The organism is Streptomyces sp. 1331.2, from assembly GCF_900199205.1.
Classification (GTDB): Bacteria; Actinomycetota; Actinomycetes; order Streptomycetales; family Streptomycetaceae; genus Kitasatospora.
In genome coordinates this window covers 38227-62135 of sequence record NZ_OBMJ01000003.1, presented here as the reverse complement: position 1 = coordinate 62135, position 23909 = coordinate 38227, and the positions used below count along the sequence as shown (strand labels likewise).

Genomic DNA, 23909 nt, shown 5'->3' with positions numbered 1-23909 from the left:
CCTGGCAGGATGCGTGAGTGAAAAGATTCAGAATGCTGGCCTGCATCGGCCTGCTGGTTGCGCTCGCGGGGTGCGGCAGTAACGCGGCGGGTTACGCGGGGGCCTCATCCGACAATGAGACTGTGCAGGCGCCGGCTCCTGTGGGCACGAACTCGATCACTGTCCTGGTGATCTTCGTCGGTGGGCCCGCCGACGGTCGGACCGAGCGTCTGCCGCTGTCCCAGCTGGCAGGAGTCGCGATCTCCGGTGTGACCTATCGGAGCCGGCCCGGGCCGCCCCCGGAGGTGAAGAGCACTCCGCAGGGCCTGGCCCAGGTGATGCGGCCCGTCTGATCCGAACAGGCATCGCGGCGGTCGGACGAACGGCATTTCGGCCGGAGTTCACCGAGTGCCGTGCTCGGCCTCGGTGGCCTGGAGGCGGGAAGGACTCGGTGCCGGTCCCGATCGGCGTGAAGTGGAAGGTCAGCCGATCGGCGATGGCCGCGCCGGACTCCTCCCAGCCCTGGCCGTGCCACCCCTTGACCGGCCGGCTCCCCAGCCGGCTGCCGATCTTTTCGGAGGGGTGTGCCTTAGAACTCGTAACACGATCTTGGTGATCGTTGCTGGTGGGGCATGACCGATGTGACGATTCGTCCGTTCGTGATGGAGTGAGCAACAAGCCGTGGATCGTGGACGACGAGCTGTGGGCCCGGGTCGAGCCGCTGCTGCCGGCCTGGCCGGAGCGGTCGCCGGGCCCTCGCCCGGTAGATGACCGGCGTTGCCTGCAGGGCACCCTGTTCGTGCTCTGCACCGGCAGCCCGCGCCGCGCGCGTCGGGCGTCCCCGACCGGGCCTCAGCGCAGCGGCAGGCTCTCGATGGTGAAGGCCGGGCTGGTCAGCGGTTCGCCGTAGAGGTAGGTGTCCATCTGGGAGTTGGTCACCAGCAGCCGGCCCCCGCTCACGGCGACGCCGGTGGTGGTGTCGGCGCCTGGGAAGGTGCGTTCGGAGACGACGACTGCCCGGGTGCTCCCGGCGGACAGTCGCAGTTCGGTGACCTCGTTGTTCACCGAACGCGCGACGTACAGGGTGTTTCCTTGCCGGACGATGCCGTCGGCGCTGGGCAGCGGCGGTGCGTCGATCATGCGAACACCGCCGGTGGTGAGGTCGAGCCGGTAGAGGGCGCCGCTGTACCAGTAGCCGATGATCAGCGACGTGCCGTCGGGGGCGGTGGTGATGCCGTTACCGTTGGACTGGCCGGCCACGTAGTCCGGCAGGTGGTAGGCCACCCGCAGGGTCCGGTGGGCGCCGGTGGCGGGGCCATCCACCTCGGCGGCCGGAATCCGGTAGACCACGGCGCGCAGCGAGTCGGTGATGTAGACGTCACCGTTGGGAGCCACGGCCGCGTCGTTGACGAGGGTCTGTTCGCCGGTCTCAGGAACGGTGTAGGCCGCGACGAGCCTCCCGGAAGTGCTGTAGACGAAGAAGCGCCCGCTGAACGCGCCGGCGACCAGCAGGCGGTTGCCGGTGATCTTGATGCCGGCGGCCTGGGTGCGGCCGTCCTGGCCGGCCGGCAGGAAGGGTTCGAGCGTGGTCGCCCCGGGGCGTCCCCGGTAGACGGTGCCGTCGCCGATGCTGCTGGCGTAGACGAAGTGGCGGTCGGCCGCCACGCTTTCGGGGAACGCGCGGCTGCCGTCGAGGGTGATCGCCTGGTCGCCGTTCCCGCCCTGGGAGGCGTGGGCGGGGCGGGGCCACCGGGGGTGGCGGCGGTCGCGGGAAGCGTGAACGCGGTCAGGGCCGCAGAGGTGGCGGTAAGGGTGACGAGCGCGCGCCGCCCCATGACGCGGACGGTCGTACGGGCGGACGCGGCGCGGGTGGACGCGGTGTGCGGGGGAACTGTGCGGGAGGACATGGTCGGCAACTTTCCGGGTGATGGCAGGGTCGTACACGGTCATGGAACGAGGGGTGAGCGCCCCCGCGGCGGTCCGGGCGCGACGGCCGCGGGGGCGAGCGGACGGTCAGCGCAGCGCGGCGGCGATAGCGTCGGACAGGGCAGTGGCCGGCCGGCCGATCAGGCGGCTGAGGTCGCCGGATCCCGTGTACAGCTCGCCGCGGCTCATCCCGAGGTCGGCGTCGGCGAGGACGTGCGCCAGTTCGGCGGGCAGGCCGACCCCGGTCAGCGCCTCGCTGAGCCGGTCCGCGGGCAGATCGGTGTAGGCGATCGGCTCCCCGGTGGCCGCCGAGACCGCCTCCGCCAGCTCGGCCAGGGTGAACGCCTCGTCCGCACCCAGCTCGTACACCGCGCCCGCGTGGCCCTCGGTGGTCAGCACGACGGCGGCGGCCTCCGCGTAGTCGGCGCGTGATGCGGCGCTGATCCTGCCCGTGCCCGCGGCTCCGATCACCGTCCCGCTCCGGCGGAACAGGGGCAGTTGAGCGGTGTAGTTCTCCAGGTACCAGCTGTTGCGCAGCAGTGTGCTGGGGACCTCGCGTTCGCGCAGGTACTCCTCGGTGGCGCGGTGGGTGCGGGCCAGGATGCTGGTCGCCGTGTCGGCCTGCGTCATGCTCGTGTACGCCACCAGCGACACGCCGGCCGCCACTGCCGCGTCGACGGCCCGGCGGTGGTTGGCCGACCGCTCATCCACGGTGGTGGTGGACACCAGCAGCAGCCGGTCCGCTCCCTGGAACGCCGCCGCGAGGCTGTCCGGCTCCGCGAAGTCCGCCCGGCGCACCACGACGCCGCGGTGGCCGAGGTCTTCGATGCGTGCGGTGTCCCGTCCGGTCGCGACGATGTCCGCGGCCGGGACTCCGCGCCGCAGCAGCGCCTCGACGGTGAGCCTGCCCAACTGGCCTGAGGCTCCGGTGACGACGATGGATATGAGATCGCCCCTTCCTGCCGCGAACTCTCCTCGCGGCGTGACGAACCCCAGATTGACCTGATCACTCTCCATCGGTAAGTAGCCACTTGCTGGTAAGGTGACCACCTGCGGGAAAGTATCGAGGTGAGTGGAATGGCGACCGCCGAGAATGTGACGGAGCCCATGGCGTCATGGGACCCGTACACGCGCGGCTGCCCCTCGCGCGACCTGCTCGACCAGATCGGCAGCAAGTGGGCGGTGCTCGTGCTGGGAGAACTCGGCAAGCACGGAGCCTGCCGGTTCACCCGGTTGCGGCAGCGGCTGGCCGGAGTGAGCGAGAAGATGCTCACCCAGACGCTGCGCACGCTCGAACGCGACGGACTGGTCCGGCGGACCGTGTATCCCGAGGTGCCGCCCCACGTCGAGTACGACCTGACCCCCCTCGGTCAGACCCTGCGGGGACCACTGCGCGTACTCACCCAGTGGTCGGTGGAGCACGTCGGCGAAGTCCTTGCCGCACGTCAGGAGTACGACGTTCGCGCCGAGGGCACCGCCTGAGCCCCGCGCCCTACGGCCGCATCCACGCCGCGCAAGTCGCCGACATGACCTGCTCCCGGCCCGAACTCCTGGCGAGTACACGACGTGGAGCGTCCCACGACCGCTGGCTGCATCGACAACCAGGCGGGCATCCAGTGGACCGTGACCGACGCGTGGGTACCGGTGAAGACGCCCGCCGCACCGGAAGTCGTCCGCGGCAACAACATCAACTTCACCAAAGACATCGTCACCCCATACCAGTAGCACCGGCGCTGACTTCGGTGACGGCACCCAGAACTCGACGCTGTCCGGCAGCACCGTCACGCAAACCGCCGCCAACGGCGTCAATATCGGCGAGGCGGACGACTACCACCAGTCGTCGACGGCTCTGATGACCCTGAACGACACGGTCACCCAGAACAGAATCACTATGAGGGCAGCGAGATCCTGGTCAATGCCGTGAAAGTCAGGGACGGTAAACGTCTGGCGGTGTCACGGTCTGCGAGTCGGCTGAGCAGGCCGTCTGAGGCGCCGCCGGCAGATGGTCGCGCAGGCGAGTGATACGAGGGCTTCGTGCAGGTCGAGGCGCCATTCCCAGCGGACGGCGAGGCGCTTGAACTGGTGGAGCTGGGCGAAGGTCTGCTCGATGACGTAGCGGAGCTTGCCGAGGCCGATGATGTCGGGCTCGCCGCGGCGGGAGATGACGGGCAGGATCCGGCGTTTGCGCAGATCGCGGCGGTTGGGGTTGCTGTCGTAGCCCTTGTCGCCGGGCAGGGCGTCGGGGCGTTTGCGGGGGTGGCCGACGCGGCCGGCGACCTGTGGGATGCCGTCGACCAGGGCGAGGGTCTGGGTGACGTCGTTGACGTTGGCGGCGGTGGTGATCACGTGGAACGGGATGCCGCCGCCGTCGCTGATCAGGTGGTGTTTGCTGCCGGTCTTGCGGCGGTCGACCGGTGACGGGCCGGTGGCCTCGCCCCCTTTTTCGCGCGCACGTGGGAGGCATCCACGCACGCGCGCGTCCAGTCGATCAGCCCGGCCGCGTTCGACTCGGCCAGGAGTATGCGGTGCAGGGCCTCGAACACCCCTGCCCCCTGCCAGCGGCCGAGCCGCCGCCAGCAGGTCTGCCCGGAACCGAAGCCCAACTCCAGCGGCAACTGCCGCCAGGCGATGCCGGTGTAGAGCACGAACAGGGTGCCCTGCAGGCAACGCCGGTCATCTACCGGGCGAGGGCGCGGCGACCGCTCCGGCCAGGCCGGCAGCAGCGGCTCGACCCGGGCCCACAGCTCGTCGTCCACGATCCACGGCTTGTTGCTCACTCCATCACGAACGGACGAATCGTCACATCGGTCACGCCCCACCAGCAACGATCACCAAGATCGTGCTACGAGTTCTTATCGGCCAAGACCCGCTCGGACGTGATCCAGGACCGTCCGGAAGGCCCTCGACGAGCAGGATTACCGCCTGTACGACGAGCACCTTCCATCGGCCTCCACCAGCCTTTACGACCCGCTCCCAGCCGTCGGATGTCCGTCTGTCTGCCGCCCGCCCCCGGAGCACTTCATTGTGCCCACCGGCGGGGACTGAATTCCGAATCGAATGGGCCGTCACTGCCGAATCCGGCTCACTGACGGCGCTCGGCTGGCGGAAAATCGCCTGGGTTGTCCGCAGGTTCTTCTGTAGCGTCTGGGCTTGCTGCCATGAGTGATTCGTCACCACTAATCGCAGGGCATCGATACCAAACCCACGTAAGGACCCTCATGAGACACCGAATCGCCACAGCGGCCGCGGTTACACTGGCGGCCTCCCTGGCCGCCGTCGGCCTCCAGGGCACAGCCGCCCACGCGGCCGACACCTACTACTGCTCCACGCCGTTGAACCTGGGGCAGGGGATTTCCGTCGACGAGTGCATCCATCTCGGAGGCAACGGCTACTGGCAGCCGTACCTCCAGATCCACAACGGCTGGATCACAGTCCTGGGCCTCTCGAACGACAAGCAGTGGATCAACTCGGGTGGGGTTTACAACGCCTACAAGCCCATTCCCTACACCCAGGCACCGCCCGGCACCACGACGACGATCTGGGGAGCGTCCACCAACTGGCGGAATACCTGCTACGTCCAGGGGCAAGCTTTCGTCGATTTCCCTGGCCAGGCATATCAGTTGAATTCTCCCAGCGTAGAAGTCTGTTAGACCGCGTTCGAGATCCCGCTGAATGGCATGTAGAAGTGCCGAGCCGACCTCAGGCGAAGGCGGTCTCCGCGAAGGAGAACCCACCCCGCTGGTGGTGTTGGAGAGCAAGCGGCAGCGAGTGCTGGGGTGCCTGCCGTAGGTACTGGCGGAATCCAGCAGCTCGGAACTTGAGCTCGAAGAGGTGGCTTTCGAGGTGCCAGTGCGGGTCGTCCCGGCTGTCTTCCCGGGCCGAGCGGCGTAAGCGGTCGATTTCGAGACTGAAAGGCATCCCGGTGAAGTCGAAGTCACCCTCGATGTCGCCCAGACGTCCTCGAACACGAGCGTGGACGGCGCTGTGAACTGCTGGTTGCGGGTGCTGCTGCGAGTTCGGTTCGTACTGGCTTCCGCGCGCCTCGCTTCGGGTCGGAGTCCCCGGAAATTCGTCGCCGTGGCGCTGGTGAGCCGGTCGCGGTCGGGTCGGACGAGACGCCGCTCGCCGACCGGGCCGCGACCACCTCTCCGGCGAAACCGATCCGGAACCGCGCATCTGGACAAGCCAGTTGAGCGGCTCCGGTGATCGGCTCAGCTCAGGTCGAATTCGTTGGGATCGAACTCGAAGTCGTCGGCCGAGAATCCGCCGTAGGGGCCGCCGTTGAAGTAGTCCGCGAGGGCCTGGCCGACGATCTGCCGCACCTCGTCCTCGCACTCGACGATGGCCAAGGCGGCGGCCTGCTCGCCGCGAAGTTCGCTGCCTACCGCGAGTTGTACTGCACGAAGGTGAAGAGCACCGGCCCGGCGTCGGCCGACGAGGAGCCGACCGACCGCACAGGTGCACTGGTGGCGCCGGACCTGGCCCGGCCACCCCCGTGCCGGGTACCCGCCCGTCGCCCTGTCGTCACCGGGGCCGGGCCGGTGGCGCTGGGGGACGGCTACTCCATCGTGGTGGTGAGGGGCTTGTACTGCGCGGCCGTGAGCAAGTCGTTCAGTTCGTCGGTATTGGACAGGGTGATCTCGATCATCCAGCCGTCGCCGTATGGTTCGTGGTTGATCAGTTCGGGTTCGTCGTCGAGCTCGGGGTTCGCCTTGGTGATCGTTCCGGACACCGGCAGGAAGAGATCACTCACCGTCTTGACCGCCTCCACCGTGCCGAAGACGTCTTCGGCACGGAGTTTCTTTCCCACTGTGGGGATGTCGACGAAGACGACGTCGCCGAGTTGCGTCTGCGCGAAGTCGGTGATGCCCACACGGGCGGTGTTCCCCGTGACCAGGATCCACTCGTGGTTCTTGGTGTACTTGAGGTTTGTCGGGATGTCGGTCAATGGAGGTCTCCTCGCTGATGAAACGTCAGTTCGTAAGCCTGCTACAGGTCGAGTCTTTCCCCGCGATCCGCCACGGCCGCCATCCCAACGAGTGAACGCAGCAGCGGGCGGTCCGCCTGCTCACGGCCCTCCTGGACGTGCCCCCAGAGCCGTACGCCGCCACGTCCGCGGCTCTCGCTGGCCCGCCGGCCGCAAGCTGCGCCAGGCGGTGAACCACCGCACGGAGGAGGAGTTCTGCCCCGTGCGCCTGGGTTGCGGAGCCGCTGGAGGCGGCCCGCGCGACCAACGCCGCGCTGCACCCGTGCTGGTCGTGCCGGAGTTCGATCGGTGGGGAGGAGGGTCCGCTGCTGGAGCTGACCGAGCGGGCCGGCGCCGTCCGGCTGGAGGGCCCGCAGTGCGAGTGGGACCGCGCCGTCACCGGCGAGAGCACCCCAACCGGGGGAGGAACACGACCCGCCGAGTCAGGGACGAAATGCCCGGTAAGCCCGGGCCGCCCGGTCGCGGCGGGCCCGGCGCAGGGCCAGTCGCATGCGCAGGATGTAGCCGGGTGTCGGGGGAATCCAGTGCAGTTGGAGGGCCTGGCCGAGGTCGTCGCGATTGGCCCAGTGCTCGATCAGCCGCCCGTCGGCGACGCGGCACCAGTGGGTCTGCGTGACGGAGAACGTCCTCCCCGTCGCGGGGAACGCCCCGCTGGGGCGCGCGTGCTCGTCGTACGTGACGAACGTGCCGGTGTGGCGCCCCGACATGGTGGTGTGCAGGACCACGAGGTCGCCTTCGGTCACCGCCTCCTCGATCGTCCACCGCAGGTCGGAGTAGGCGGCGCGCAGCCACAGTGCGGTGGCGTGAAAGGCCTGCGGGCCGCGGCCCCGAGCTGCCGGTGGCTCGGCCCGGCTCTCGTGGTTGACGGCGTCGGGATGGACGAGCGCCTCGAACTCGGAGGGGCTGCCGTCGCCCATCAACTGCACGCAGCGGATCGCGACGTCGCGCGCGGTGAGCGGAGTACCGGTCATGAATCGTGCCCTTTCCCGGGATCGGTGACGCATTCCGCACTGTCGGGGGACGGCATTTCAACCGGCTTACATGTCACGGCTGCCCGGAGAGCGCGGCGGCCGCACCGGTGAACAGCCCGACCATCTCGTCCCAGGCCGTGTGGCCGCTCTCGGTCGGCGGCAGCACCTTCACCAGCTGCTCCATCCGCTCCGCCAGGTCCGGTCCGGCGAAGCGCAGGTAGCGGGCCGGATCGGTGCCGTTCCGCTCGGCGTGGTCGGCGACCGCCGCGTGGAGCCGTGCAGCGGCCTCGGACGCATCGAGTACGGCCAGGGCGAAGACGCCCGCGTACAGCGCCGCGAGTTCTTCGGAGCCGTTCGGTTGGCGTTCGAAGGCGGCCACCGCGCGCACCAGCAGTCCCAGTGCCTGGCGCGCGCCTGCCCGGGGCTGCTCCGGATCGGCGAGCAGGCACCAGGCCAGCAGCAGATCGCTGATGCCTTCGCCCGAGGCGAAGCCGCAGCGCGCGGCGATCTCGCGCGCACTGGTCAGGGTGTCGACCACGGCCGCCGTGTCCCCGTCCCGGAAGTGGACCAGGGCGATGCCCCACAGTGCCGACGCTCGCAGGAAACCGGGCGGGTCCCGGCGGTCGCAGGCGGCCTTGAACGCCAGTGCCGCACGGCGCGACGGCTCGCCGGCGCCCGCGTCCGCGTCCGCCAAGGTGTTGCAGCGGCGCAGGTGCGCCTCCAGCAGCAGGCGGTCGTGCGCCGGATCGTCGTCGTCGAGCAGCCCGAGCGCGGCCTCGGCAGCACTCAGCGCCGCTTCGGCGGCACCGACGTGGTTGGAGGTCAGCGACAGCCCGATCAAGGCGGCCGCCCGGTCCTCGACCTGCGCGTCGGGACAGGCGTCGAGCGCCCGTTGCAGCAGCCGCCGCCACTCGGGCACCGGGCCGGCCGACACCCACAGGTAGCGCAGTGCGCCCGTGGTGCGCAGGGCCCGGGCCGGCGCGTGCTCCAGGTCGTGGGCGATGCCGGCCCGGAAGTTGGCGAGCTCACCGGCCAGCACCTGCACCGCCTCGGTGTACCTGGGCCCGTCGAGCAGCGACGCCTGCTCGGCGACGAAGGACCGGACCCACCCGGCGTGCGCCCGCAGCGTGGCAGCGCGGTCGGTGTCGGCCTCGCGGCAGTACCGGCGGACGGTCTCCAGCAGGCGGTACCGCACGTGCCCCGAAGACACCTCGGCGGTGAGGACGGACCGGTCGACCAGCGCCGCCAGGCCCGCGAACACCGCACCGTCCGCGTCGACCGGGCGCACCGATTCGGCTGCCTCCCAGCTGAATCCGCCGTCGAACGGCCACAGCCGCAGCAGCAGCGCCCGGTCCGTGGCGGGTAGTTGGTCGACGCTCCAGGCGATGGCCGCCACCAGCGAGTCGTGCGGCGAGACCGAGCCGCGCGATGACGTCCCGAGGGCGTCGAACCGCTCGCTCACCTGCGCGGCGATGTCCGCCAGGCCGAACGCCCGGGCCCGCGCAGCGGCCAACTCGATCGCCAGCGGCAGCCCGTCGAGGGCGGTGCAGATGGTGGCGGCCGCAGCGGTGTCCGGTCCGGTGGGTACCCACCCCGCGCGCATCGCGCGGACCCGGTCGAACAGCAACTCGACCGCCGAGCCTTCGCCGCCGGTCGGCAGCGGCGCCAGCGCGATCACCTGCTCGCCGTCCATGCCCAGCGCCTGCCGACCGGTCGCCAGGATCCGCAGCCGGGGACACCGAGCCAGCAGCGTCGGCACGATGCCGGCGAGCGCGTCGACCAGGTGCTCGCAATTGTCCAGCACCAGCAGCTCGGGCCGATCGCCGAGCAACCGGGCGAGCGCGGTGAACGGGTCACCGGACGTCTGCGTCACGCCGAGGGCGGCGGCGACCGTGGGCGCCACCGCCTCCGCGGAGCGGACGTCGGCCAGCCGCACCAGCCGGGCGTCGGCGCGGTCGGCGGCGTGCTCGGCGGCGAGCCGGGTCTTGCCGACCCCCGCCGGTCCGGTGATCGTCACCAGTCGCGACTCGGTGACCGCCGCGTCCAGCAAGGACAGCTCCCGGCGGCGGCCGATCAGCCGCGACAGCGGCCGGGCCACCGTCGGCCGCGGTGGCGGCCGCGGACCGGCGGGCTCCGGTTCGTCCGCCCGTTCCGCCGCCGACGCGATCAGCAGCCCTGGATCGTGCGCAAGCATGCGCTTCTCCAACTCCCTTAGCGCGGCGCCCGGTTCGGCGCCGAGCTCGTCGCGCAGCAGCACCCGCACCCGCCGGAGCTCCGCCAGTGCGTGCCCTTGCCGGCCGGTGCGGTACAGGCCCAGCGCGAGCAGTTCCCAACGCCTCTCGCGGTACGGGGCCTCGACCACCGCCTGGCTCAGCGCCGCGACCGCACGAGCGGTGTCACCGCAGGCCAGCCGCGCGGCCTGTAACTCCTCGACCGCGGTCTCCCGCAACTCCGCCATCCGCGCCCGCAGGCCCGAGACCCAGAGCGACTCACCGAGCTCCGCCCACGGACGGCCCCGCCACAGCGCGAGCGCCGACTCCAACGCCCGCACCGCGGCGGACGGATCCGCCGTCGCCAACGCCTCCGTCCCCTGCGCCACCCACTGCTCGAACCGGGCGTAGTCGGTCGCCTCGGGTGCCAGTGCCAGCCGGTAGCCCTGCGGGGTCGACTGCAAGTACCCCCGTGCCCGCGGGCCCAGCGCGGTCCGCAGCCGGTGCACCGACACCCGGATCGCGTTCATCACCTCGGCGCTCGGCTCGGCGCCCCACACCACCTCGGCCAGCACCGAATGCGGCACCGGCGCCCCCGCACCGGCCGCCAGCGCCGCCAGCAGCCGCCGGGGAACCGGCCCTCCGAGTTCCGCCAGGCCACCGTCGATTTCGACCTCGATCGGGCCGAGGATCCGGCAGAAGACCATTCACGCAGCGTACCGGCCGACCACCGGGCGGGAGGCGCATCGGCCGGAACTGCGGCCGGCCGCTGTAAGCCGGTTGAAATCCCGCTCGGTCACGGTACGGAACGCCCCACCCGCTCGGGGCTTCCCGGGCCGTGGTGCACCACTGCCGTACCTTTCGAAGGAGAACGAACCCATGAGCTGGTCGCGCAAACTCACGCTGGCCGCATCGGCGTTGGCGCTCACCACCGCCCTGGCGGCGACCGTCGCCGCCCCCGCCCAGGCCGGCGCCCAGCGGGCCGCCGCCACCACGGTGGCGCAGCCCGGCATCACCTCGGTCGCCTTCAGCGGAACCGCCGGTCCCTGGGTGGCCTCGCCGACCGTCACCATCACCGGCTCCGGGTTCGGGGCCACCCCGCCCCCGGGCGCCCCCAACAACGCCACCAGCTGCGGGACCTACAGCGCGAACGGCTACGCCTACGGCAGCCAGCTCTACTTCACCGACGACAACGACTTCGAAGCCGGTTACAGCAGCAGCAGCGGGGCGAACTGCATCGGCATCACCGTCGTCTCCTGGTCGGCCAACCAGGTCGTGCTGCAGTTCGGCAACGCCTACGGCACCTTCGCCCACTGGTACCTCAGCAACGGCGACGGCTACGCCCTCTCGATCAACAACGGGATCTTCGGCGGCACCGTCCAGGGCCTGCACTGACCCTTCCCTTGGCCCCGGGTTTTCCCGGGGCGATGGTCTGACTACTGGCAAAAAACCCAGGAGAGTGCTTCTGACCTGGGACGATTGGGCTTGTCTAGGGTCCAGTCGCCGCAGTGGAGAAGTACTCTCCAGGTGAAGAAACGTAGTGGGTCATATCCGCGCGTGCTGGTGCGGGGCGGTGGTGTCGGTGCCGTGTCGCAGGCCGGGGTGTGCTGCTGGTGGAGACCGTCCGACGGATCGGCCTGGATTCCGCGCTGTCGGGGGACGAACTCGTCCGCTGCCGACGTCTTGCCAGCGGACCGGACCCCTCCCTACCGTCGAATGGCGCAAGCTGACAGACCGTCTCACAACCCGTCGTGCCACCCCCACGAAGGAGCGACGATGTCCAGGACAGGTCCCCGGCGCCGACTCGGCGTCCGATCCCTCTGCACCCTCGCGGTCGCGTTAGGCCTGCTCGCCCCGGCCGCCGCCACCAGCAGTGCCGCCCCCGGAGCCACCCCGGCGCTACGGGAGGTGATGTTCGTCGGCAACAACTGGGACGGCACCGCCGACGTGATCGAATCCTCCGGCGCCCTCAGCAAGGTCGGACGGATCGACGTCATCCCCGACAAGGACCAGCGGCTCGCCGAGATCTACCTCAACCCCGTCAAGCTCGGCTACTTCCTCGGCATCAGGCTCGGCCCCGGTGAGGGCCACGACCAGTTCGTCGACGACATGTACAGCACGCCGGACGGCACCGCCGTGGTCGTCTCCCGGCCCAGCTTCGCCGACGTGGTCTCCCTCGACCTCGCCACCGGGCGGGTCAACTGGCGCTTCCCCGTTGCGGGTTACCGCGCCGACCACATGGCGCTCTCGCCCGACGGCACCCGGGTGGCGGTCTCCGCCTCCACCGCCAACACCGTGCACGTCCTGGACGTCCGCACCGGCGCCGAACTCGGCTCGTTCCACACCGGGGACAAGCCGCACGAGAACATTTTCACCGACGGCGGCCGGCAGCTGTGGAACATGTCCATCGGCAACGTCGAAACCGCCCTGGACGCGCCCTGGCTGGACTGGACGAAGGGCGACCGGCACATCACCGTCGTCGACGCGGCCACCCTCACCCCGATCCGCGAGATCGACATGCGCAAGCGCCTCGACGACGCCGGCCTCGGCGGCCTCTCCAACGCCGTGCGGCCCGCCGTCTTCTCCCCGGACGGCACCCGGCTCTACTTCCAGGTGTCCTTCTTCAACGGCTTCCTGGAGTACGACGTGGCCGCCGACCGGATCACCCGGGTGAAGACCCTCCCGGTCGACCCGGCCGCCAGTACCGACCGCACCACCTGGCCCAACGACTCCCGCCACCACGGCCTGTCGATGAGCCCGTCGGGCGACCGGATCTGCGTCGCGGGCACCGTGGACGACTACGCGACGGTGGTCGACCGCGCCACCCTCCAGGAGGGGCCGCTGGTGCCCGCGTCCAAACCGTACTGGGCGACGGTGAGCGGGGACGGCAAGTCCTGCCTGATCTCGGAGAGCGGCGCGGACCAGGTCACCGCCATCGACTTCGCGACCGGCCGCAAGACCGTCTCGGTCGCCGTCGGCCGCCACCCCCAGCGCGTCCGCCTCGGCCACGTCCCCACCGGCTGGGCCGGGCCCACGAGGCCGTAGCGCACCGAGCCCGTGGCGGAGCGTCGGCCCTCTTCGGCGTGGCCGGCGTTCGTCCCGGGCCCCGGTGAACTCGGGCAGGGGGCAGGACGTGGAGCGCGTCGGCGATCGCCTCGAAGTCGGGCGGCTCGACCGGACAACCCCCTCCGTAGCCCGAGAATCGCGCGCATCCTCTCACGCGCCGGTGCGGCCCGAACCGTCGACCCACGGAACTCAGCGGCGGGCGGCAACGGCGATCATCGGCTTCAGGACCTCGGCGGCGGGGGTGCCTGCCAGGTAGACGATCAGCTTCTCGCGGTGGCTGGGCGGGATCCCGTGGGTGAGGCCCGCCGCGAGCAGGGCGGCCACGTAGGCCTGCTCCAGGATCGGGCGCGGGAACCGCCGGCGCAGCTCGGCGCGCAGCCGGGCGGCTTCGGCGTGCCGGCCCTTGCGGTCGGCCCTGACGAGGTCGACGGCCAGCCGCACCGCGGGCAGCACCGCGGCCAGCCGGAGCTGTTGCTCCGGGCCGGTGGTGCCCGTGCTGAGGAAGTGCGTCAGATGCGGGCCGAAGCGCCCGGCCAGTTTGCGCAGTTCCCTCGGAGCTGAGGGAAGTTCCGGATCGGGGTTGCCCTGACTGCACCAGTCCAGCCGGGCTGTGTCCCGCCAGAACCGCGGCGGATCCTCGAACCACGCCCACCGCACGACGGGGGAGAGTCCGGTCACCGGAAGCCCGGTGGTTCGAAAGCGCTGCGCAGGTCGGACGGCGAACTCGGTGCCGTCGTCGCCGCGGAAGGCCAGGACGAGCTCCCAGGTGCAGCAGGAACTGCGGATCCGCGCGGTGACGATGAAGCGCTGCGACTCGTCCGGGGCCAGCCGCACGTGGGTACGGTCGAGGAAGGGGCGGGCACCGACACGTCCACGAGTGAACTCGTCCACCTCCCAGAGTTCCGGACGTTCCTGGTCGAGGTCGAGTTCCAGCTCCGGTACGCCGCTGACACCCTGCGGGACCCGGGAGACCAACGCTCCGGTGAGCGGTTCGGCGCGGTCGGTGACCTCGGCCGTCAAGCCGCGCAGGGTGAGGTGAGCGTCGGAGCGGTTGATCACGGTCACGGACAGCTCCGTGGTCGCGAAGTCCACACCCCCGTGCCCGCGTGCCCACTCGGCCACGTCCTCCTCGCCCGGGCGCTGACCCGGCAACAGCGCGGGAGGTACCTCCAACGCCGCTCGCGAGGGGACCACCAGCCACTGGCCGGGCTCGAAGTACTCGACGAGGACGTCCACCGTTCCGGGGCCCGTCGGGCGCACCGGCCGCTCCGCCGGGTGGAGGTGCACGTCTCCGTGCACGCTTCCGGCCTGCAGCACCGAGCCGTTGACGATCGCCCAGTCGGCGAGGAGGTTCTCCACCGAGGAGGTCGAGGGCGGTTCCGGGTGATCCTGCGGCATGACTCCATGCTCGCAGCCGCGGAGGGGACGCGACGAGCGTTTGCCCGAAACTCCCGTACGGTCAGGGGAGCGGAACGACCTTAGCTGATCAGGAAGTTGGGGGCACTGCAGCGACAGAGGACGGGGCGCGGCAGCGCCGACAGTCAGGGACACGGCAGTACCCCTGCTCTGGCACTGGGGCGACCGGCAGGGCTGTCGGTCGGTGAGTCTTGGCGCTCGCGCCGGGCGGTACTGCCCGTCGCGGCACGCGATGGCGCTGCTGGAGGACCGCACCCGGCGTTGTTCCGGCCGTTTGACCCGTGGCTTGCGCGGCTGTTGCAATGGAGCCGTGCCTCACGAGACCTTCCTGGTGACCCGGGACCACATCGACTTCGGTCGAGTGTGGTCCGCAGCGTGTCGTCGTTCCTGACACTCGCCCACCCCAGGAACCTCGACCCCTCGGAGTCCCGACATGCCTTTCGGCAGTCCCGGTACGTCCCGCACCACCCCCGCACCCGCCGGCATCGATCCCCGCGGCCCGCGTTTCGCCGCGACCCTGACCACCGTGGTCCTCGCTGTCGTCCTGGTGACAGGCAGCGGTGCGCTGCTGGCCGCGCAGGCCGCCGTCTTCGCGCTGGGTGCTCTTCTCGGCCTGCGCTTCTCGCCCTACGGCCTCCTCTACCGGCGGCTGGTGCGCCCGCGCTTGGGTCCGCCGACCGAGCTGGAGAACGAGCGGCCGCCCCGGTTCGCGCAGGCCGTCGGCTTCGCCTTCGCCGTGGTCGGCACCGTCGGCTACCTGGGCGGCGCGTTCTGGCTCGGCGCGGCCGCGACCGCGCTGGCGCTCGCCGCGGCCTTCCTCAACGCGGCCTTCGGCTACTGCCTGGGCTGCGAGTTCTACCTGCTGGCCGTGCGCGGACGCGCACGGGTGAGCGGCCTTTCGCCGCAGGAGCGTTCATGAGCACGCTGACGGGACTACTGCTCCTGGCCGTGGTCCTGGTCGTGACGACGGCGTTCGGCCTCTTCCGGGCCGCGCGGGACGGCAGGATGAAGCGAGGGAGGGCGGGCGGCGCGCTGCGGCTGACCGGCCCAGACCTCGGCGAGCCGCTGGGCGAGCAGGCGACGCTGGTGCAGTTCTCCACCTCGTTCTGCGCCGCCTGCCCAGGTACGCGCAGGCTGCTCGGCAAAGTGGCGGGGGACCGTCCCGGAGTGCGGCTGGTCGAGATCGACGCCGAGTCACGGCTCGACCTGGTCCGGCGCGTGGACGTGCTGCGGACGCCGACCGTGCTGGTGCTTGACGGGTACGGCCACGTCACCCACCGCTCCGTCGGCGCGCCCAGCCGCGCCGAGGTGCTGGCGGCGCTGGAGCTGGCCACCGCGTCCTGAAGCAGGGGACGCCCGCCGAGTCGTGCGAACGGGCTGACGGCGACCTGGCTGGTGCTGTCGACGTAGAAGTCGGGCGCCGTGCGCATCTCCGGGAGCAGCCGCGGGATCTCCCAACCGGCGTCCGCGAAGGCGTCGGCCAGCGCCTGCTGCTGCGCCGCGGGGTCGCGGTGGTCGGGCCCGGCCTCCGGGCCCGAGAAGAAGAAGGTGGCACGGGCGTTGGTCTTGCCCCGGCTGTGGGTCAGGGTGGCCAGTCCCGGTCAGGTCCGCGGCGTCCGCGCAGCCGGCGAGCGGTCGGACGGTGTTGTTCGGCCCGCCCGCTGCCGGCGATCGGCCGAATGCCGAGCGGGCCGGTGCCTCGCCGTCACGGCATGCGCGCGCTGAGGGTGCGTGCAACCTGGCGCAGCACCTTGTCGCTCCAGTTCCGGTCCGCTTTCGGGTATTCCCCCACGCCGTCGGCCGTCGAGGTGCCGCTCACCTCGAATTCGTACGGTCCCTGGTGACAGGTCAGGTTGCCCCTGGCGAGGTCGCCGGCGAAGCAGCCTTGCGGGCCCAGCGAGGTGCCGAGGTCCTCGAACTCCTTGTGGTACTTGGTCGCGTCCTCCCGGGCTTGGGCCAGGTCCTTGGTGTAGCTCTTCGCGACGAGCGCGGGATCGGCGACGGCGGTGAAGGTGAGGGTGATGCTGCTGTTGCTGTCGTTCTCGTGCTTGTCGGGCAGGCCGAAGCTGAACTTGCAGCCGGCGTCGGGCACATCGCCGGTCGTCCCGGGGTCTGCCTCGGACAGCGGGTTGAAGTCGATGATGGTGACCTTGACCGGCTTTCGCTTGATGCCGCCGGCCTGCGGCAGGATCGCCTTGATCTCGGCATCGCTCAGCACCTCGCAGCCGTGCGGCCATTGGGCCAGCGCCAGCGAGCGGCCCGTCGGCGGCTGGGCGGCGAGCCGGTTCCCCGACGGCTGCGCGGAGCCGAAGCTCAGGGCGGGCACGTCCTTGCTGCATGCGGCGAGCAGGAGTACCGCGGCCCCGGCCACGGCCGTGGCAGCGGACAGTGCGTGGGTGCGCGTCGTCATTGTTCCCCCCGGAAGTGTGCGTGCGTGTGACTGGCAGGTGCGCCGGCGATCAGGACAGGGACGATTTTCCCATTGGGGTGCCCCACCGATCGAGTCGGGTCGGCTGTCGTGCGGGTCGGTCTCGGCCCGTCCCCTCGGGCGCGGGTTGTCGTTGTGAGGGCGGGTGCTGAACGGTCGGTTTCGAGCGGGCGTGCACTCGCACAGGCTTGCTGGCGGGTTTGCCCGGTACCCGGAGGGCGTAGCCCGCGGGCTACGCCCTCCGGAAGTGCGCGAGGTGATGCCTTGGCCCCAGCCGGGGGCGAGCCGCGACGAAGTCCGCCCGTCCGTCAACGACGAGGCTGCCGGCCCGCCTTGTCAGCCGGCCAGCAGACCGGCGGCGATTCGGGCGCGGTGCGGCGCCAGCTCGGTGGCGATCGAGGCGCTCTCGGCGGCGGTGACGGCGCCGTCACCGTCACCGCCGCGGGCGGCCAGGGCGATCCGTAGGTGGGTCGGCGGGTGGGAGCCGTCCACGGCGGACCGGTCACGGGCACTGAGCCGCAGCAGGCGCTCCCGCTCGATGGCGGGGACGGAGGCGAGGTGCTCGCGTACCCGCTCCCAGAGCAGGTCCGGCGCGGGCGGCGCGGGCGCGTCCTCGGTTCGGCGGCTCCGGGCGCGGAAGATCCGGGGCCGCCCGCGCTCCTCGGCCCGGATCTGGTGGATGGCGGTGTCCACCGAGTTGAACAGCAGCAGCGCCGCGAGCGTGCCCCGGGCCGCCTTGCCGCCTGCCACCCGGGCGGCGAGTACGTCGGAGTGGTACTCGGCCTGCTGGCCGGCCCGGGAGGTGAGCCGGTCGAACAGCACCAGCCCCTGGTACAGCACCCAGGCGACGCCCCGCAGCACCAGCCGGCCGAACGCCGCGCCGAGCCGCACCAGCATCGAGACCTCGTCGCGGCCCACGACCAGCCCGTCGTGGCCCGGGCGGGCCATGCCGTACCAGGCCCGGAGCGCCGAGACGGCGCTGTACAGCCAGAACGAGCGCCGGCGGTCGCCGTTGACCCGGTGGCCGAACTCGTGGCCGAGCAGGGCTGTCCGCTCCCGGTCGTCCAGCACCTCCCAGAGCGGCAGGCCGAGCCGCAGCACCGACCGGCGGCGCACCCCGACCAGCCCGTACGAGGCGTTGAACTCGTCGGTGACCTGGATGACGTCCACCGGGCGGGCGCCGACCTCGGCGGCCACCCGGTCGGCCAGACCGTACAGGGCCGGCGCCCCGGCGCGGTCGAGCACGCCCGCGTCCTTCGGCAACCGGCCGAGCCGGGGCCGCAGGGTCACCGCGATCACCAGCACCACCGCGCCGACGCAGCGCTGCACGACGGTCCCGGCGATCAGCAGCCACAGTGCCAGGGCGAAGATGCCGACGGTGACGAGGTGGATCAGCCCGGCCGCGGCGGAGGCCAGCAGCCAGTCCCGGCGGGCGGTGGGGGAGTCGCCTCCGGTGGCCTGCTCCTCGTAGAGCCGGTCGGTGCGGGCGATCGCGGCCCGCTCGCGGCGGGTGGGCTCGGGAGCGGCGTCCCCGCCGGGCACGAGGTTCCAGTCGCAGGCCGGGCACCAGAGCAGGAAGCGCGGGTCGTCGGTGAGGGGGGAGACGCAGCGCGGGCACGGCGAACCGTGGACGGGCCTGTCGGCGGACGCCGCGGCGGGCGGCTCGGGGGAGGTCGACACGGTTGATCATGATGGCGGGCCTGGGCGCCGGCGGGCAGGGGGTTATCCGTATCGTGACCACCGGCCGGGGCGAAGTTCGACCTGCTGGGCGGCGGGCCCTGTCGGGCTGCGGCGGCCACGTGCGGGAGTCTCGTCGTCGCCGCCTCGGCCGCAGTCCTCGCGCCGCGGATCGGTGCGGAGCCGGTCGGAACAACAACAGGGGGTACAGGATGAGCAAGTGTTCGGCCATCGTGTGGCGTGGTCTCGGGTACGGGCTGGGGGCGGCGGTCGCGCTGGTCTCGGCGGTCACCGTGCTGGTGCTGGTGATCACGCTCACCGGGCAGCCGGCGGCCGGGCCATTCGTCCTGGTGTACTGGCTGCTGTTCTCGGCGTTCGGCGCGGTGACCGCCGCCCTACCGGGGCTGGCGGTGGGCGCCGTGCTGGCGCGCGCCCAGGAGCGTGACCCAGGGGCGGCGGGGTGTGGCCGGGCGGCCCTGACGGCCGGTGGGACGTTCTTCCTGCAGGTCGAAGTGGCGCAGGTCGCCAGCAATTCGCACGGCTGGACCGCCTCGGCCACGCTGGGGAGCGCGGTCGCCGCGCTGATGGCAGCGCTCTGCGCTCGCCGGATCGTCGGCGGGCGGCGCGTGGGCCGGTGCGGCGCACCAGCGGGTGCTTCTTGATCGGCGGTGGTGCCGCGCCGTCGGCGGCGACCGGTGACCGCCCGGCCAGCCCGGCTGCAGGGATCTAGCCGATTGCGATGACGGGGTGTTCGGTGGGGTTGATCCAGCGCAGTGTCCGGGTCATGAAGGCGGCGGGAACGGCGACGCAGCCGGCGGTGGCGTCGGCCCGGGAGCCGAGGTCGTGGAGGAAGATCCCGGCGCCGCGGCCTTTCACGACGGGGGTGGTGTTGAAGTCGATGACCAGGACGTTGTCGTACTGGACGGGGTGGTCGACGAGGTGTTCGCTGCCCAGGGGGCCCTGCTCGGTGAGGTGGAAGCCGCCCTGGGTGTCGGTGCGCATGTGGTTGTAGTGGGCGGAGGAGGGATCCTGGACCCACCAGTCGTGCGCGGTGAGGCGGTGGTAGGGCATCTTCGTGCCCGGGTCGGGGGCGATGCCGAAGGCCTGGGTGAGGGTGTAGGTGCCCGTGGGTGTGGTGCCGCTGCCCTGGACCCGGGTGAGGCCGTCGTGGAGTCCGCCGTACCCGATCCTCGCGTCGGCCGTGGAGACGACGGACCGCCAGACGCCGTCCTGCCTGTCCCACAGGGTCACGGCGGCGCGGGTGCCCTCGGCCCTGACCGTGATGACCTGGCGGGCCCCGCCGAGTGCCACTGGTACGGGGAACGGGTCTTCGGCGGTCTGCGTGCCGTGGGCGGGGACCGCACCGGTCATCGCGGCCGCGATGCCGAGCGCGACGGCCAGCGCCGCGCAACGGCCGGCCGAGCCACGGCGGGTGGCGGGAAGGCTGGGGGAGACGGTCATCGAGGGGCCTTTCCGGTGCGGACGATGGGGTGGGACGGTGTGCGGCGGCCGAAGCCCGCACCGCTGGACCGACAAACCGTCAGGCCCGTATCCCGCAGCATTCCGCCACCGTGACGTGACCGTCGCCATGTGCTCGGAGGTTCACCCGGTCGCGCGCAACCCCGGGGACAGCAGCCCACCGACGTCAGTCCTGGCACCGCCGGCCACCGGCACCTCGCCGGCCACGACCCGACCACCCGACGCCGGCGCGTGGTCGCCGACTCCCCGGCCCGGGCCGCCCAGCTCCGCCTCCACCCGAGCTGCCGGTGGCCTGGTGGGGCCAAGCTGCCCTGGCGGCGCGAGGCCGGGGGGGGGCTTGCGCCGGACGGCAGTTCAGGGAGCGGCGGTCAGTACTCCTCGTCCGGGTAGCCCCAGGTGACGAAGGCCTCCGCGTGCGGGCGACCTGGGCCACGGCGGCGGCGAAGGAGGTCTCGAAGTACGGCTGCCAGCGCCCGAATCCGCTGATGATGATCGGGTACCTGGCCTCGCCGGTGACGTAGTGCACACCGTTGTCGACGACCGGGCCGTAGCTGATCTGGTCTTCGAAACCCTCGTCGCGCAGCAGGTCGCCGACGGACGCGGCAACCGCCTCGGCCTGCGCGGCGTCGGCGAGCTTGGAGACGGTGAAGTGAAGGTCGATGTTGACGGACATGCCCGCAGGCTACCGGCGCTCGCCGACAGCCCTGCGGGAGCGCCGGGGCCAAGCTGTGGGTACTCCTCGGCCTCGGAGGAGGATCGCAGCCCGATCCGGCGGGCCGCGCGCCGCCTGCCCTGCCGACCGCCGGGTGGGGGCGGCAACCGGGCCGCCATCGCGGCCCGCCGGATCCGGGCCTGGCCCGGTGCGATGTGCTCCACCCGCGCACCCGTGGCCGGTGCCAAGGGCTGCGCTGGACCAGCCCCTGCCGCCTGCCCTACGGTGCCGGATCCACCGTCAGGGCCGTGGCCGGCCCCGCCGTCAGCCCGTCACCCACCGGCCGGACCATGGACGGTCCGGCACCGGGCTTCCCTGGCAAGTCAGCGTGTTGAGATTGTCGGCGGCCAGGTTCACGATGGAGGGCGGCACCCCGAGGCCGAGATAGCCTGCTGGGTCAACAGCCATACCAGCTCGGGCATTCACGATGTGGCAGGGGCGAGCCCATGGCGCCAGAGGAATCAGAGGGCACTGAGACAGCGGGGACGACCCGCAACGTTATCCAGGGCCACTCTCGAATCCATGGATCCCTCGTGCAGGCGGGCACGATCGAAGGAGGCGTGCACATCCACCCTCCCCAGGCACCGCCCCCGCGCCGTCGCTTCAGGCTCGCTCCGGGGTGGTGATCCGTGTCGAACGCGACGGTGAGGCTATCGAGTTCTTCGACGCGGCGCTGGCACGCCTGTGGGTCACCGCAGCTCTCGGCCCGCCGCCGGCTCCCGCCCCGCCGGAGCCGGTGCACTGCAACGATGTCCCCGTTACTGAGTGCGCGGCCTCACCAAGACGGGCGCTGAACCTCACCGGCACGGTCTTGAGCGGGCACACTGGGAACGTCACGGCGGTGGCATTCGCACCCGAGGGACGGCTGTTGGCGACCGCCTCCGAGGACGGCACGGCGAGACTGTGGAGGGTGGCCACGGGTTCCCTCGTGGGCGCTCCGCTTGCTGGGCATCGTGACGGCGTACGGGCCGTGGCTTTCTCTCCTGACGGGCGGCTACTGGCGAGCGGAGGCCGGGACCGCACGGTGCGGTTGTGGGACTCGGCGACGGGCGAGCAGATCGGGCAACCGCTCACGGGGCACGCCGGTGCCGTGTGGGACGTCTCCTTCGCCCCGACGGCACACTGCTGGCGAGTGCCGGGCTGGACCGCACGGTATGCCTGTGGGATCCGAGCACCCGCGCCCTTGTCGGATCTCCGCTCACGGGCCATACCAGCGGGGTCGACGCCGTGACGTTCTCCCCGGATGGACGGCTCCTGGCAACCGGCGGGGAGGATGCGGTCGTGCGTCTGTGGGATCCCTTGAGTGGCCGGCTCGTCGGCGCACCACTGACCGGCCATCGCGGTGCGGTACGTGCAGTGGCCTTCTCTCCTGATGGCGGCCTTCTCGCGACCGGCAGCTGGGACGAGACCGTGCAGGTGTGGGACACCGTCACCTTCCGGCCTGTCGGCAACCCCTTGGTGGGTCACCGCAACGCGGTCAGGGCCGTCGCCTTCTCCGGTGACGGCAGACTGCTCGCGAGCGCGAGCATGGACCGCACGGTACGCCTATGGGATCCGGCCAGCGGCCTTTCCCTCGGGTCTCCACTCGCGGGTTTCGTCAACGGCCTCAAAACGGCAGCGTTCGCTCCCAACGAGCCATTGCTGGCGAGTGCTGATGGAAGCACGGTCCGGCTCTGGCGCGCATCGACGGAGCGAGCATAGGTTCAGCGCGGCGGCGATCGGCTGACCTGGTCTCATGATCTGTTGACTCGACTCCTGATGGGCCGGACCGCGTCAGCGGTCCCGACCCGCCCAGAACACTCGCCACCCGGCACCTCTCCTGCAGCGCTTCAACACACTGACGCTATAGGGAACTGTCCAGTCGCCGTCGAGGAGGTGGGCCGGTGCCCGTGCCGGGCGAACAACGAGCGGCGGCGGGGCGGCGGGGCAAGGACGAGCTGTACTCGGACGCCAACCCGCCCTACAGCCCACTGAAGCTCGGCTCGGCGGAGGACGACGAGTCCGGGTCGGAGCTTCCGCTCGGGGCATCCATTCCCGTTCGGATGAATGCGTAGAGCTCGGCTTCTGGTGCGGTGCCGATGGGTGATAAAAATCCTCTGCACGCTCGAATCCGACGGCTAATCAGTATCATGATCGTGCACGAATCATACGTGTTGCATAGAGAACGGATTTATTCTCATGGCATTCGCCCTGCGCAAGACGCTCGCCCTCACCGCACTGGCGCTGACCGCCTCCTTCGTCCCGGCCGGGAACGCCGCGGCCGCGCCGACGCTGCACCCGGGCGTCTACTGCCTGGCCGACGCCTGGGGTACGCCGAACGTCGGCACCAAGCCGTGCGACGCCGGAGACCAGGGCCAGCACTGGGCCGTAACGGGCGACCAGATCGCCCTGGCCAACGCCCGGGCCTACTGTCTCGCCAACCCCTGGGGCACCCAGAGCATCGGCACCAAGGCGTGTGACGGCCGTGACCCGGGCCAGTACTGGAGCGTCCAGGGCGACAGGATCTTCCTCACCAACGCCCCGGCCTACTGCCTCGCCAACGCCTACGGCACGCCGAACGTCGGCACCAAGCCGTGCGACGCGAACGACCCTGGCCAGCACTGGGTGGTCTTCGGCGACCAGATCAGCCTGGCGTACGCCGGATGATCCCTCCCGCTGCCCGGGACCGGTCCGTCCGGTCCCGGGCAGCGGGCTGCTGACTGCGGTGAGGAATTGCAGAATTGCGCGCTCGGAAGAATTCCCTGTTTCAGAACAGGGGGGATCGGCTGCATTAATTCAGGTGTGCGGTTGCTGTCGCGCGTGCGAGCATGGGCGGGTAATTGACGACGAGCAACTGTGCGCCACCGATCCTCCGGACCGGCGACTGCTGAAAGTGAGCACGGCCTGGCACCCAGGCAAGGCCCTTGTCGCCTGCGGTGTCACAGACAGGCCTGCCGGCCTGGGCTGGGTCCCGCCCACCGAACCTCGCTGCGCGTCGACGCCCTCGCTTCCCTCGGCCTCTCAGGGCACCGCCGGCCCGCCCAGGTGCCCACGCCCTGGTGAAAGCCTGCCCAGGGCA

22 protein-coding genes and 2 pseudogenes are annotated in these 23909 nt (G+C 71.2%); 13 read left to right on the top strand and 11 right to left on the bottom strand.

Annotation, left to right across the window (positions count from 1 at the left end; translation table 11 throughout):
* The first annotated feature begins 32 nt into the window (after positions 1 to 32).
* Both CRP52_RS40210 and CRP52_RS40205 read left to right on the top strand, forming a co-directional pair.
* The gene (locus CRP52_RS40210) at positions 33 to 332 is read left to right on the top strand and encodes a hypothetical protein (protein WP_257033219.1); all 300 of its coding nucleotides are present in this window, start codon (positions 33 to 35) and stop codon (positions 330 to 332) included.
* Between the two features lie 314 nt (positions 333 to 646).
* Positions 647 to 793 (top strand): annotated as a pseudogene (locus CRP52_RS40205) (transposase); the annotation flags it as partial.
* 38 nt (positions 794 to 831) lie between these two features.
* On the opposite strand, the gene CRP52_RS35365 reads toward CRP52_RS40205, so the two are convergent.
* Together CRP52_RS35365 and CRP52_RS35360 are read right to left on the bottom strand one after the other, a co-directional pair.
* Positions 832 to 1644, bottom strand: coding sequence for a superoxide dismutase (locus CRP52_RS35365; protein ID WP_097240944.1), 813 nt, complete (start codon positions 1642 to 1644; stop codon positions 832 to 834).
* A gap of 348 nt (positions 1645 to 1992) precedes the next feature.
* Complete coding sequence (locus CRP52_RS35360; protein ID WP_097241163.1) at positions 1993 to 2850, bottom strand: SDR family oxidoreductase; 858 nt, start codon at positions 2848 to 2850, stop codon at positions 1993 to 1995.
* Between the two features lie 132 nt (positions 2851 to 2982).
* Here CRP52_RS35360 and CRP52_RS35355 point away from each other — a divergent pair, with 132 nt between their 5' ends.
* Together CRP52_RS35355 and CRP52_RS38775 are read left to right on the top strand one after the other, a co-directional pair.
* Complete coding sequence (locus tag CRP52_RS35355) at positions 2983 to 3387, top strand: winged helix-turn-helix transcriptional regulator (protein ID WP_030557509.1); 405 nt, start codon at positions 2983 to 2985, stop codon at positions 3385 to 3387.
* Positions 3388 to 3471: 84 nt separating this feature from the next.
* Entirely contained in the window at positions 3472 to 3630 is a 159-nt protein-coding gene (locus tag CRP52_RS38775) for a hypothetical protein (protein ID WP_179853144.1), read from the top strand.
* Between the two features lie 228 nt (positions 3631 to 3858).
* On the opposite strand, the gene CRP52_RS35350 is transcribed toward CRP52_RS38775, so the two are convergent.
* Positions 3859 to 4682 (bottom strand): IS5 family transposase gene (locus CRP52_RS35350; RefSeq protein WP_257033218.1). Its coding sequence is split into 2 segments (ribosomal slippage): positions 3859 to 4362 and positions 4365 to 4682, totalling 822 coding nucleotides; the frame shifts between segments, so codons are not numbered across the junction.
* Between the two features lie 441 nt (positions 4683 to 5123).
* Here CRP52_RS35350 and CRP52_RS35345 point away from each other — a divergent pair.
* Complete coding sequence (locus CRP52_RS35345) at positions 5124 to 5555, top strand: hypothetical protein (RefSeq protein ID WP_097240943.1); 432 nt, start codon at positions 5124 to 5126, stop codon at positions 5553 to 5555.
* A gap of 561 nt (positions 5556 to 6116) precedes the next feature.
* On the opposite strand, the gene CRP52_RS38770 is transcribed toward CRP52_RS35345, so the two are convergent.
* The 4 genes from CRP52_RS38770 to CRP52_RS35325 all read right to left on the bottom strand — a co-directional run bounded on the left by CRP52_RS38770 (position 6117) and on the right by CRP52_RS35325 (position 10780).
* A complete protein-coding gene (locus tag CRP52_RS38770; RefSeq protein WP_179853143.1) occupies positions 6117 to 6254 on the bottom strand; it encodes a hypothetical protein in 138 nt (45 codons plus the stop codon).
* A gap of 209 nt (positions 6255 to 6463) precedes the next feature.
* On the bottom strand, positions 6464 to 6853 hold the full coding sequence (gene gcvH, locus CRP52_RS35335) for a glycine cleavage system protein GcvH (protein WP_097240941.1): 390 nt from the start codon (positions 6851 to 6853) through the stop codon (positions 6464 to 6466).
* 461 nt (positions 6854 to 7314) lie between these two features.
* Positions 7315 to 7863: an ester cyclase gene (locus CRP52_RS35330; RefSeq protein WP_097240940.1), complete on the bottom strand. Its 549-nt coding sequence runs from the start codon at positions 7861 to 7863 to the stop codon at positions 7315 to 7317.
* 73 nt (positions 7864 to 7936) lie between these two features.
* On the bottom strand, positions 7937 to 10780 hold the full coding sequence (locus CRP52_RS35325) for a BTAD domain-containing putative transcriptional regulator (protein ID WP_097240939.1): 2844 nt from the start codon (positions 10778 to 10780) through the stop codon (positions 7937 to 7939).
* A 172-nt stretch (positions 10781 to 10952) separates the two neighbouring features.
* On the opposite strand from CRP52_RS35325, the gene CRP52_RS35320 reads away from it, so the two are divergent.
* Positions 10953 to 11468, top strand: coding sequence for a hypothetical protein (locus tag CRP52_RS35320; protein ID WP_097240938.1), 516 nt, complete (start codon positions 10953 to 10955; stop codon positions 11466 to 11468).
* Positions 11469 to 11849: 381 nt separating this feature from the next.
* Positions 11850 to 13118 carry a YncE family protein gene (locus tag CRP52_RS35315; protein WP_097240937.1) on the top strand — a complete coding sequence of 423 codons (1269 nt, stop codon included), beginning with the start codon at positions 11850 to 11852 and terminating at the stop codon, positions 13116 to 13118.
* Between the two features lie 210 nt (positions 13119 to 13328).
* Here CRP52_RS35315 and CRP52_RS35310 read toward each other — a convergent pair whose 3' ends face one another.
* Positions 13329 to 14537, bottom strand: coding sequence for a hypothetical protein (locus CRP52_RS35310; RefSeq protein ID WP_097240936.1), 1209 nt, complete (start codon positions 14535 to 14537; stop codon positions 13329 to 13331).
* Positions 14538 to 14988: 451 nt separating this feature from the next.
* Here CRP52_RS35310 and CRP52_RS35305 point away from each other — a divergent pair, with 451 nt between their 5' ends.
* The gene (locus CRP52_RS35305) at positions 14989 to 15474 is read left to right on the top strand and encodes a DUF4395 domain-containing protein (RefSeq protein WP_097240935.1); all 486 of its coding nucleotides are present in this window, start codon (positions 14989 to 14991) and stop codon (positions 15472 to 15474) included.
* 5 nt (positions 15475 to 15479) lie between these two features.
* Positions 15480 to 15899, top strand: a complete 420-nt coding sequence (locus CRP52_RS35300) for a TlpA family protein disulfide reductase (protein ID WP_097241162.1) — start codon at positions 15480 to 15482, stop codon at positions 15897 to 15899.
* Positions 15900 to 16260: 361 nt separating this feature from the next.
* Here CRP52_RS35300 and CRP52_RS35295 read toward each other — a convergent pair whose 3' ends face one another.
* Both CRP52_RS35295 and CRP52_RS35290 read right to left on the bottom strand, forming a co-directional pair.
* A complete protein-coding gene (locus CRP52_RS35295; RefSeq protein ID WP_097240934.1) occupies positions 16261 to 16965 on the bottom strand; it encodes a hypothetical protein in 705 nt (234 codons plus the stop codon).
* Between the two features lie 354 nt (positions 16966 to 17319).
* Entirely contained in the window at positions 17320 to 18663 is a 1344-nt protein-coding gene (locus CRP52_RS35290; RefSeq protein ID WP_097240933.1) for a M48 family metallopeptidase, read from the bottom strand.
* A 209-nt stretch (positions 18664 to 18872) separates the two neighbouring features.
* On the opposite strand from CRP52_RS35290, the gene CRP52_RS35285 reads away from it, so the two are divergent.
* Positions 18873 to 19322 carry a hypothetical protein gene (locus CRP52_RS35285; RefSeq protein ID WP_097240932.1) on the top strand — a complete coding sequence of 150 codons (450 nt, stop codon included), beginning with the start codon at positions 18873 to 18875 and terminating at the stop codon, positions 19320 to 19322.
* A gap of 64 nt (positions 19323 to 19386) precedes the next feature.
* Here the strand turns inward: CRP52_RS35285 and CRP52_RS35280 are convergent, their stop codons facing one another.
* The gene (locus CRP52_RS35280) at positions 19387 to 20121 is read right to left on the bottom strand and encodes a L,D-transpeptidase family protein (RefSeq protein WP_097240931.1); all 735 of its coding nucleotides are present in this window, start codon (positions 20119 to 20121) and stop codon (positions 19387 to 19389) included.
* 1349 nt (positions 20122 to 21470) lie between these two features.
* Here CRP52_RS35280 and CRP52_RS40985 point away from each other — a divergent pair.
* The 3 genes and pseudogenes from CRP52_RS40985 to CRP52_RS35265 all read left to right on the top strand — a co-directional run.
* A pseudogene (locus tag CRP52_RS40985) lies at positions 21471 to 21878 on the top strand (WD40 repeat domain-containing protein); the annotation flags it as partial.
* A 5-nt stretch (positions 21879 to 21883) separates the two neighbouring features.
* Complete coding sequence (locus CRP52_RS35270) at positions 21884 to 22552, top strand: WD40 repeat domain-containing protein (protein WP_097240929.1); 669 nt, start codon at positions 21884 to 21886, stop codon at positions 22550 to 22552.
* Positions 22553 to 23029: 477 nt separating this feature from the next.
* A complete protein-coding gene (locus CRP52_RS35265; protein ID WP_097240928.1) occupies positions 23030 to 23497 on the top strand; it encodes a ricin-type beta-trefoil lectin domain protein in 468 nt (155 codons plus the stop codon).
* Positions 23498 to 23909: the final 412 nt, after the last annotated feature.

What these genes read in the sequence shown, in the direction of transcription:
- CRP52_RS40210 (WP_257033219.1), top strand. Translation starts at nt 33, where the DNA reads ATGCTGGCCTGCATCGGCCTGCTGGTTGCGCTCGCGGGGTGCGGCAGT.
- CRP52_RS35355 (WP_030557509.1), top strand. Translation starts at nt 2,983, where the DNA reads ATGGCGACCGCCGAGAATGTGACGGAGCCCATGGCGTCATGGGACCCG.
- CRP52_RS35345 (WP_097240943.1), top strand. Translation starts at nt 5,124, where the DNA reads ATGAGACACCGAATCGCCACAGCGGCCGCGGTTACACTGGCGGCCTCC.
- CRP52_RS35330 (WP_097240940.1), bottom strand. Translation starts at nt 7,863, where the DNA reads ATGACCGGTACTCCGCTCACCGCGCGCGACGTCGCGATCCGCTGCGTG.
- CRP52_RS35325 (WP_097240939.1), bottom strand. Translation starts at nt 10,780, where the DNA reads ATGGTCTTCTGCCGGATCCTCGGCCCGATCGAGGTCGAAATCGACGGT.
- CRP52_RS35320 (WP_097240938.1), top strand. Translation starts at nt 10,953, where the DNA reads ATGAGCTGGTCGCGCAAACTCACGCTGGCCGCATCGGCGTTGGCGCTC.
- CRP52_RS35315 (WP_097240937.1), top strand. Translation starts at nt 11,850, where the DNA reads ATGTCCAGGACAGGTCCCCGGCGCCGACTCGGCGTCCGATCCCTCTGC.
- CRP52_RS35310 (WP_097240936.1), bottom strand. Translation starts at nt 14,537, where the DNA reads ATGCCGCAGGATCACCCGGAACCGCCCTCGACCTCCTCGGTGGAGAAC.
- CRP52_RS35305 (WP_097240935.1), top strand. Translation starts at nt 14,989, where the DNA reads ATGCCTTTCGGCAGTCCCGGTACGTCCCGCACCACCCCCGCACCCGCC.
- CRP52_RS35295 (WP_097240934.1), bottom strand. Translation starts at nt 16,965, where the DNA reads ATGACGACGCGCACCCACGCACTGTCCGCTGCCACGGCCGTGGCCGGG.
- CRP52_RS35285 (WP_097240932.1), top strand. Translation starts at nt 18,873, where the DNA reads ATGAGCAAGTGTTCGGCCATCGTGTGGCGTGGTCTCGGGTACGGGCTG.
- CRP52_RS35280 (WP_097240931.1), bottom strand. Translation starts at nt 20,121, where the DNA reads ATGACCGTCTCCCCCAGCCTTCCCGCCACCCGCCGTGGCTCGGCCGGC.
- CRP52_RS35265 (WP_097240928.1), top strand. Translation starts at nt 23,030, where the DNA reads ATGGCATTCGCCCTGCGCAAGACGCTCGCCCTCACCGCACTGGCGCTG.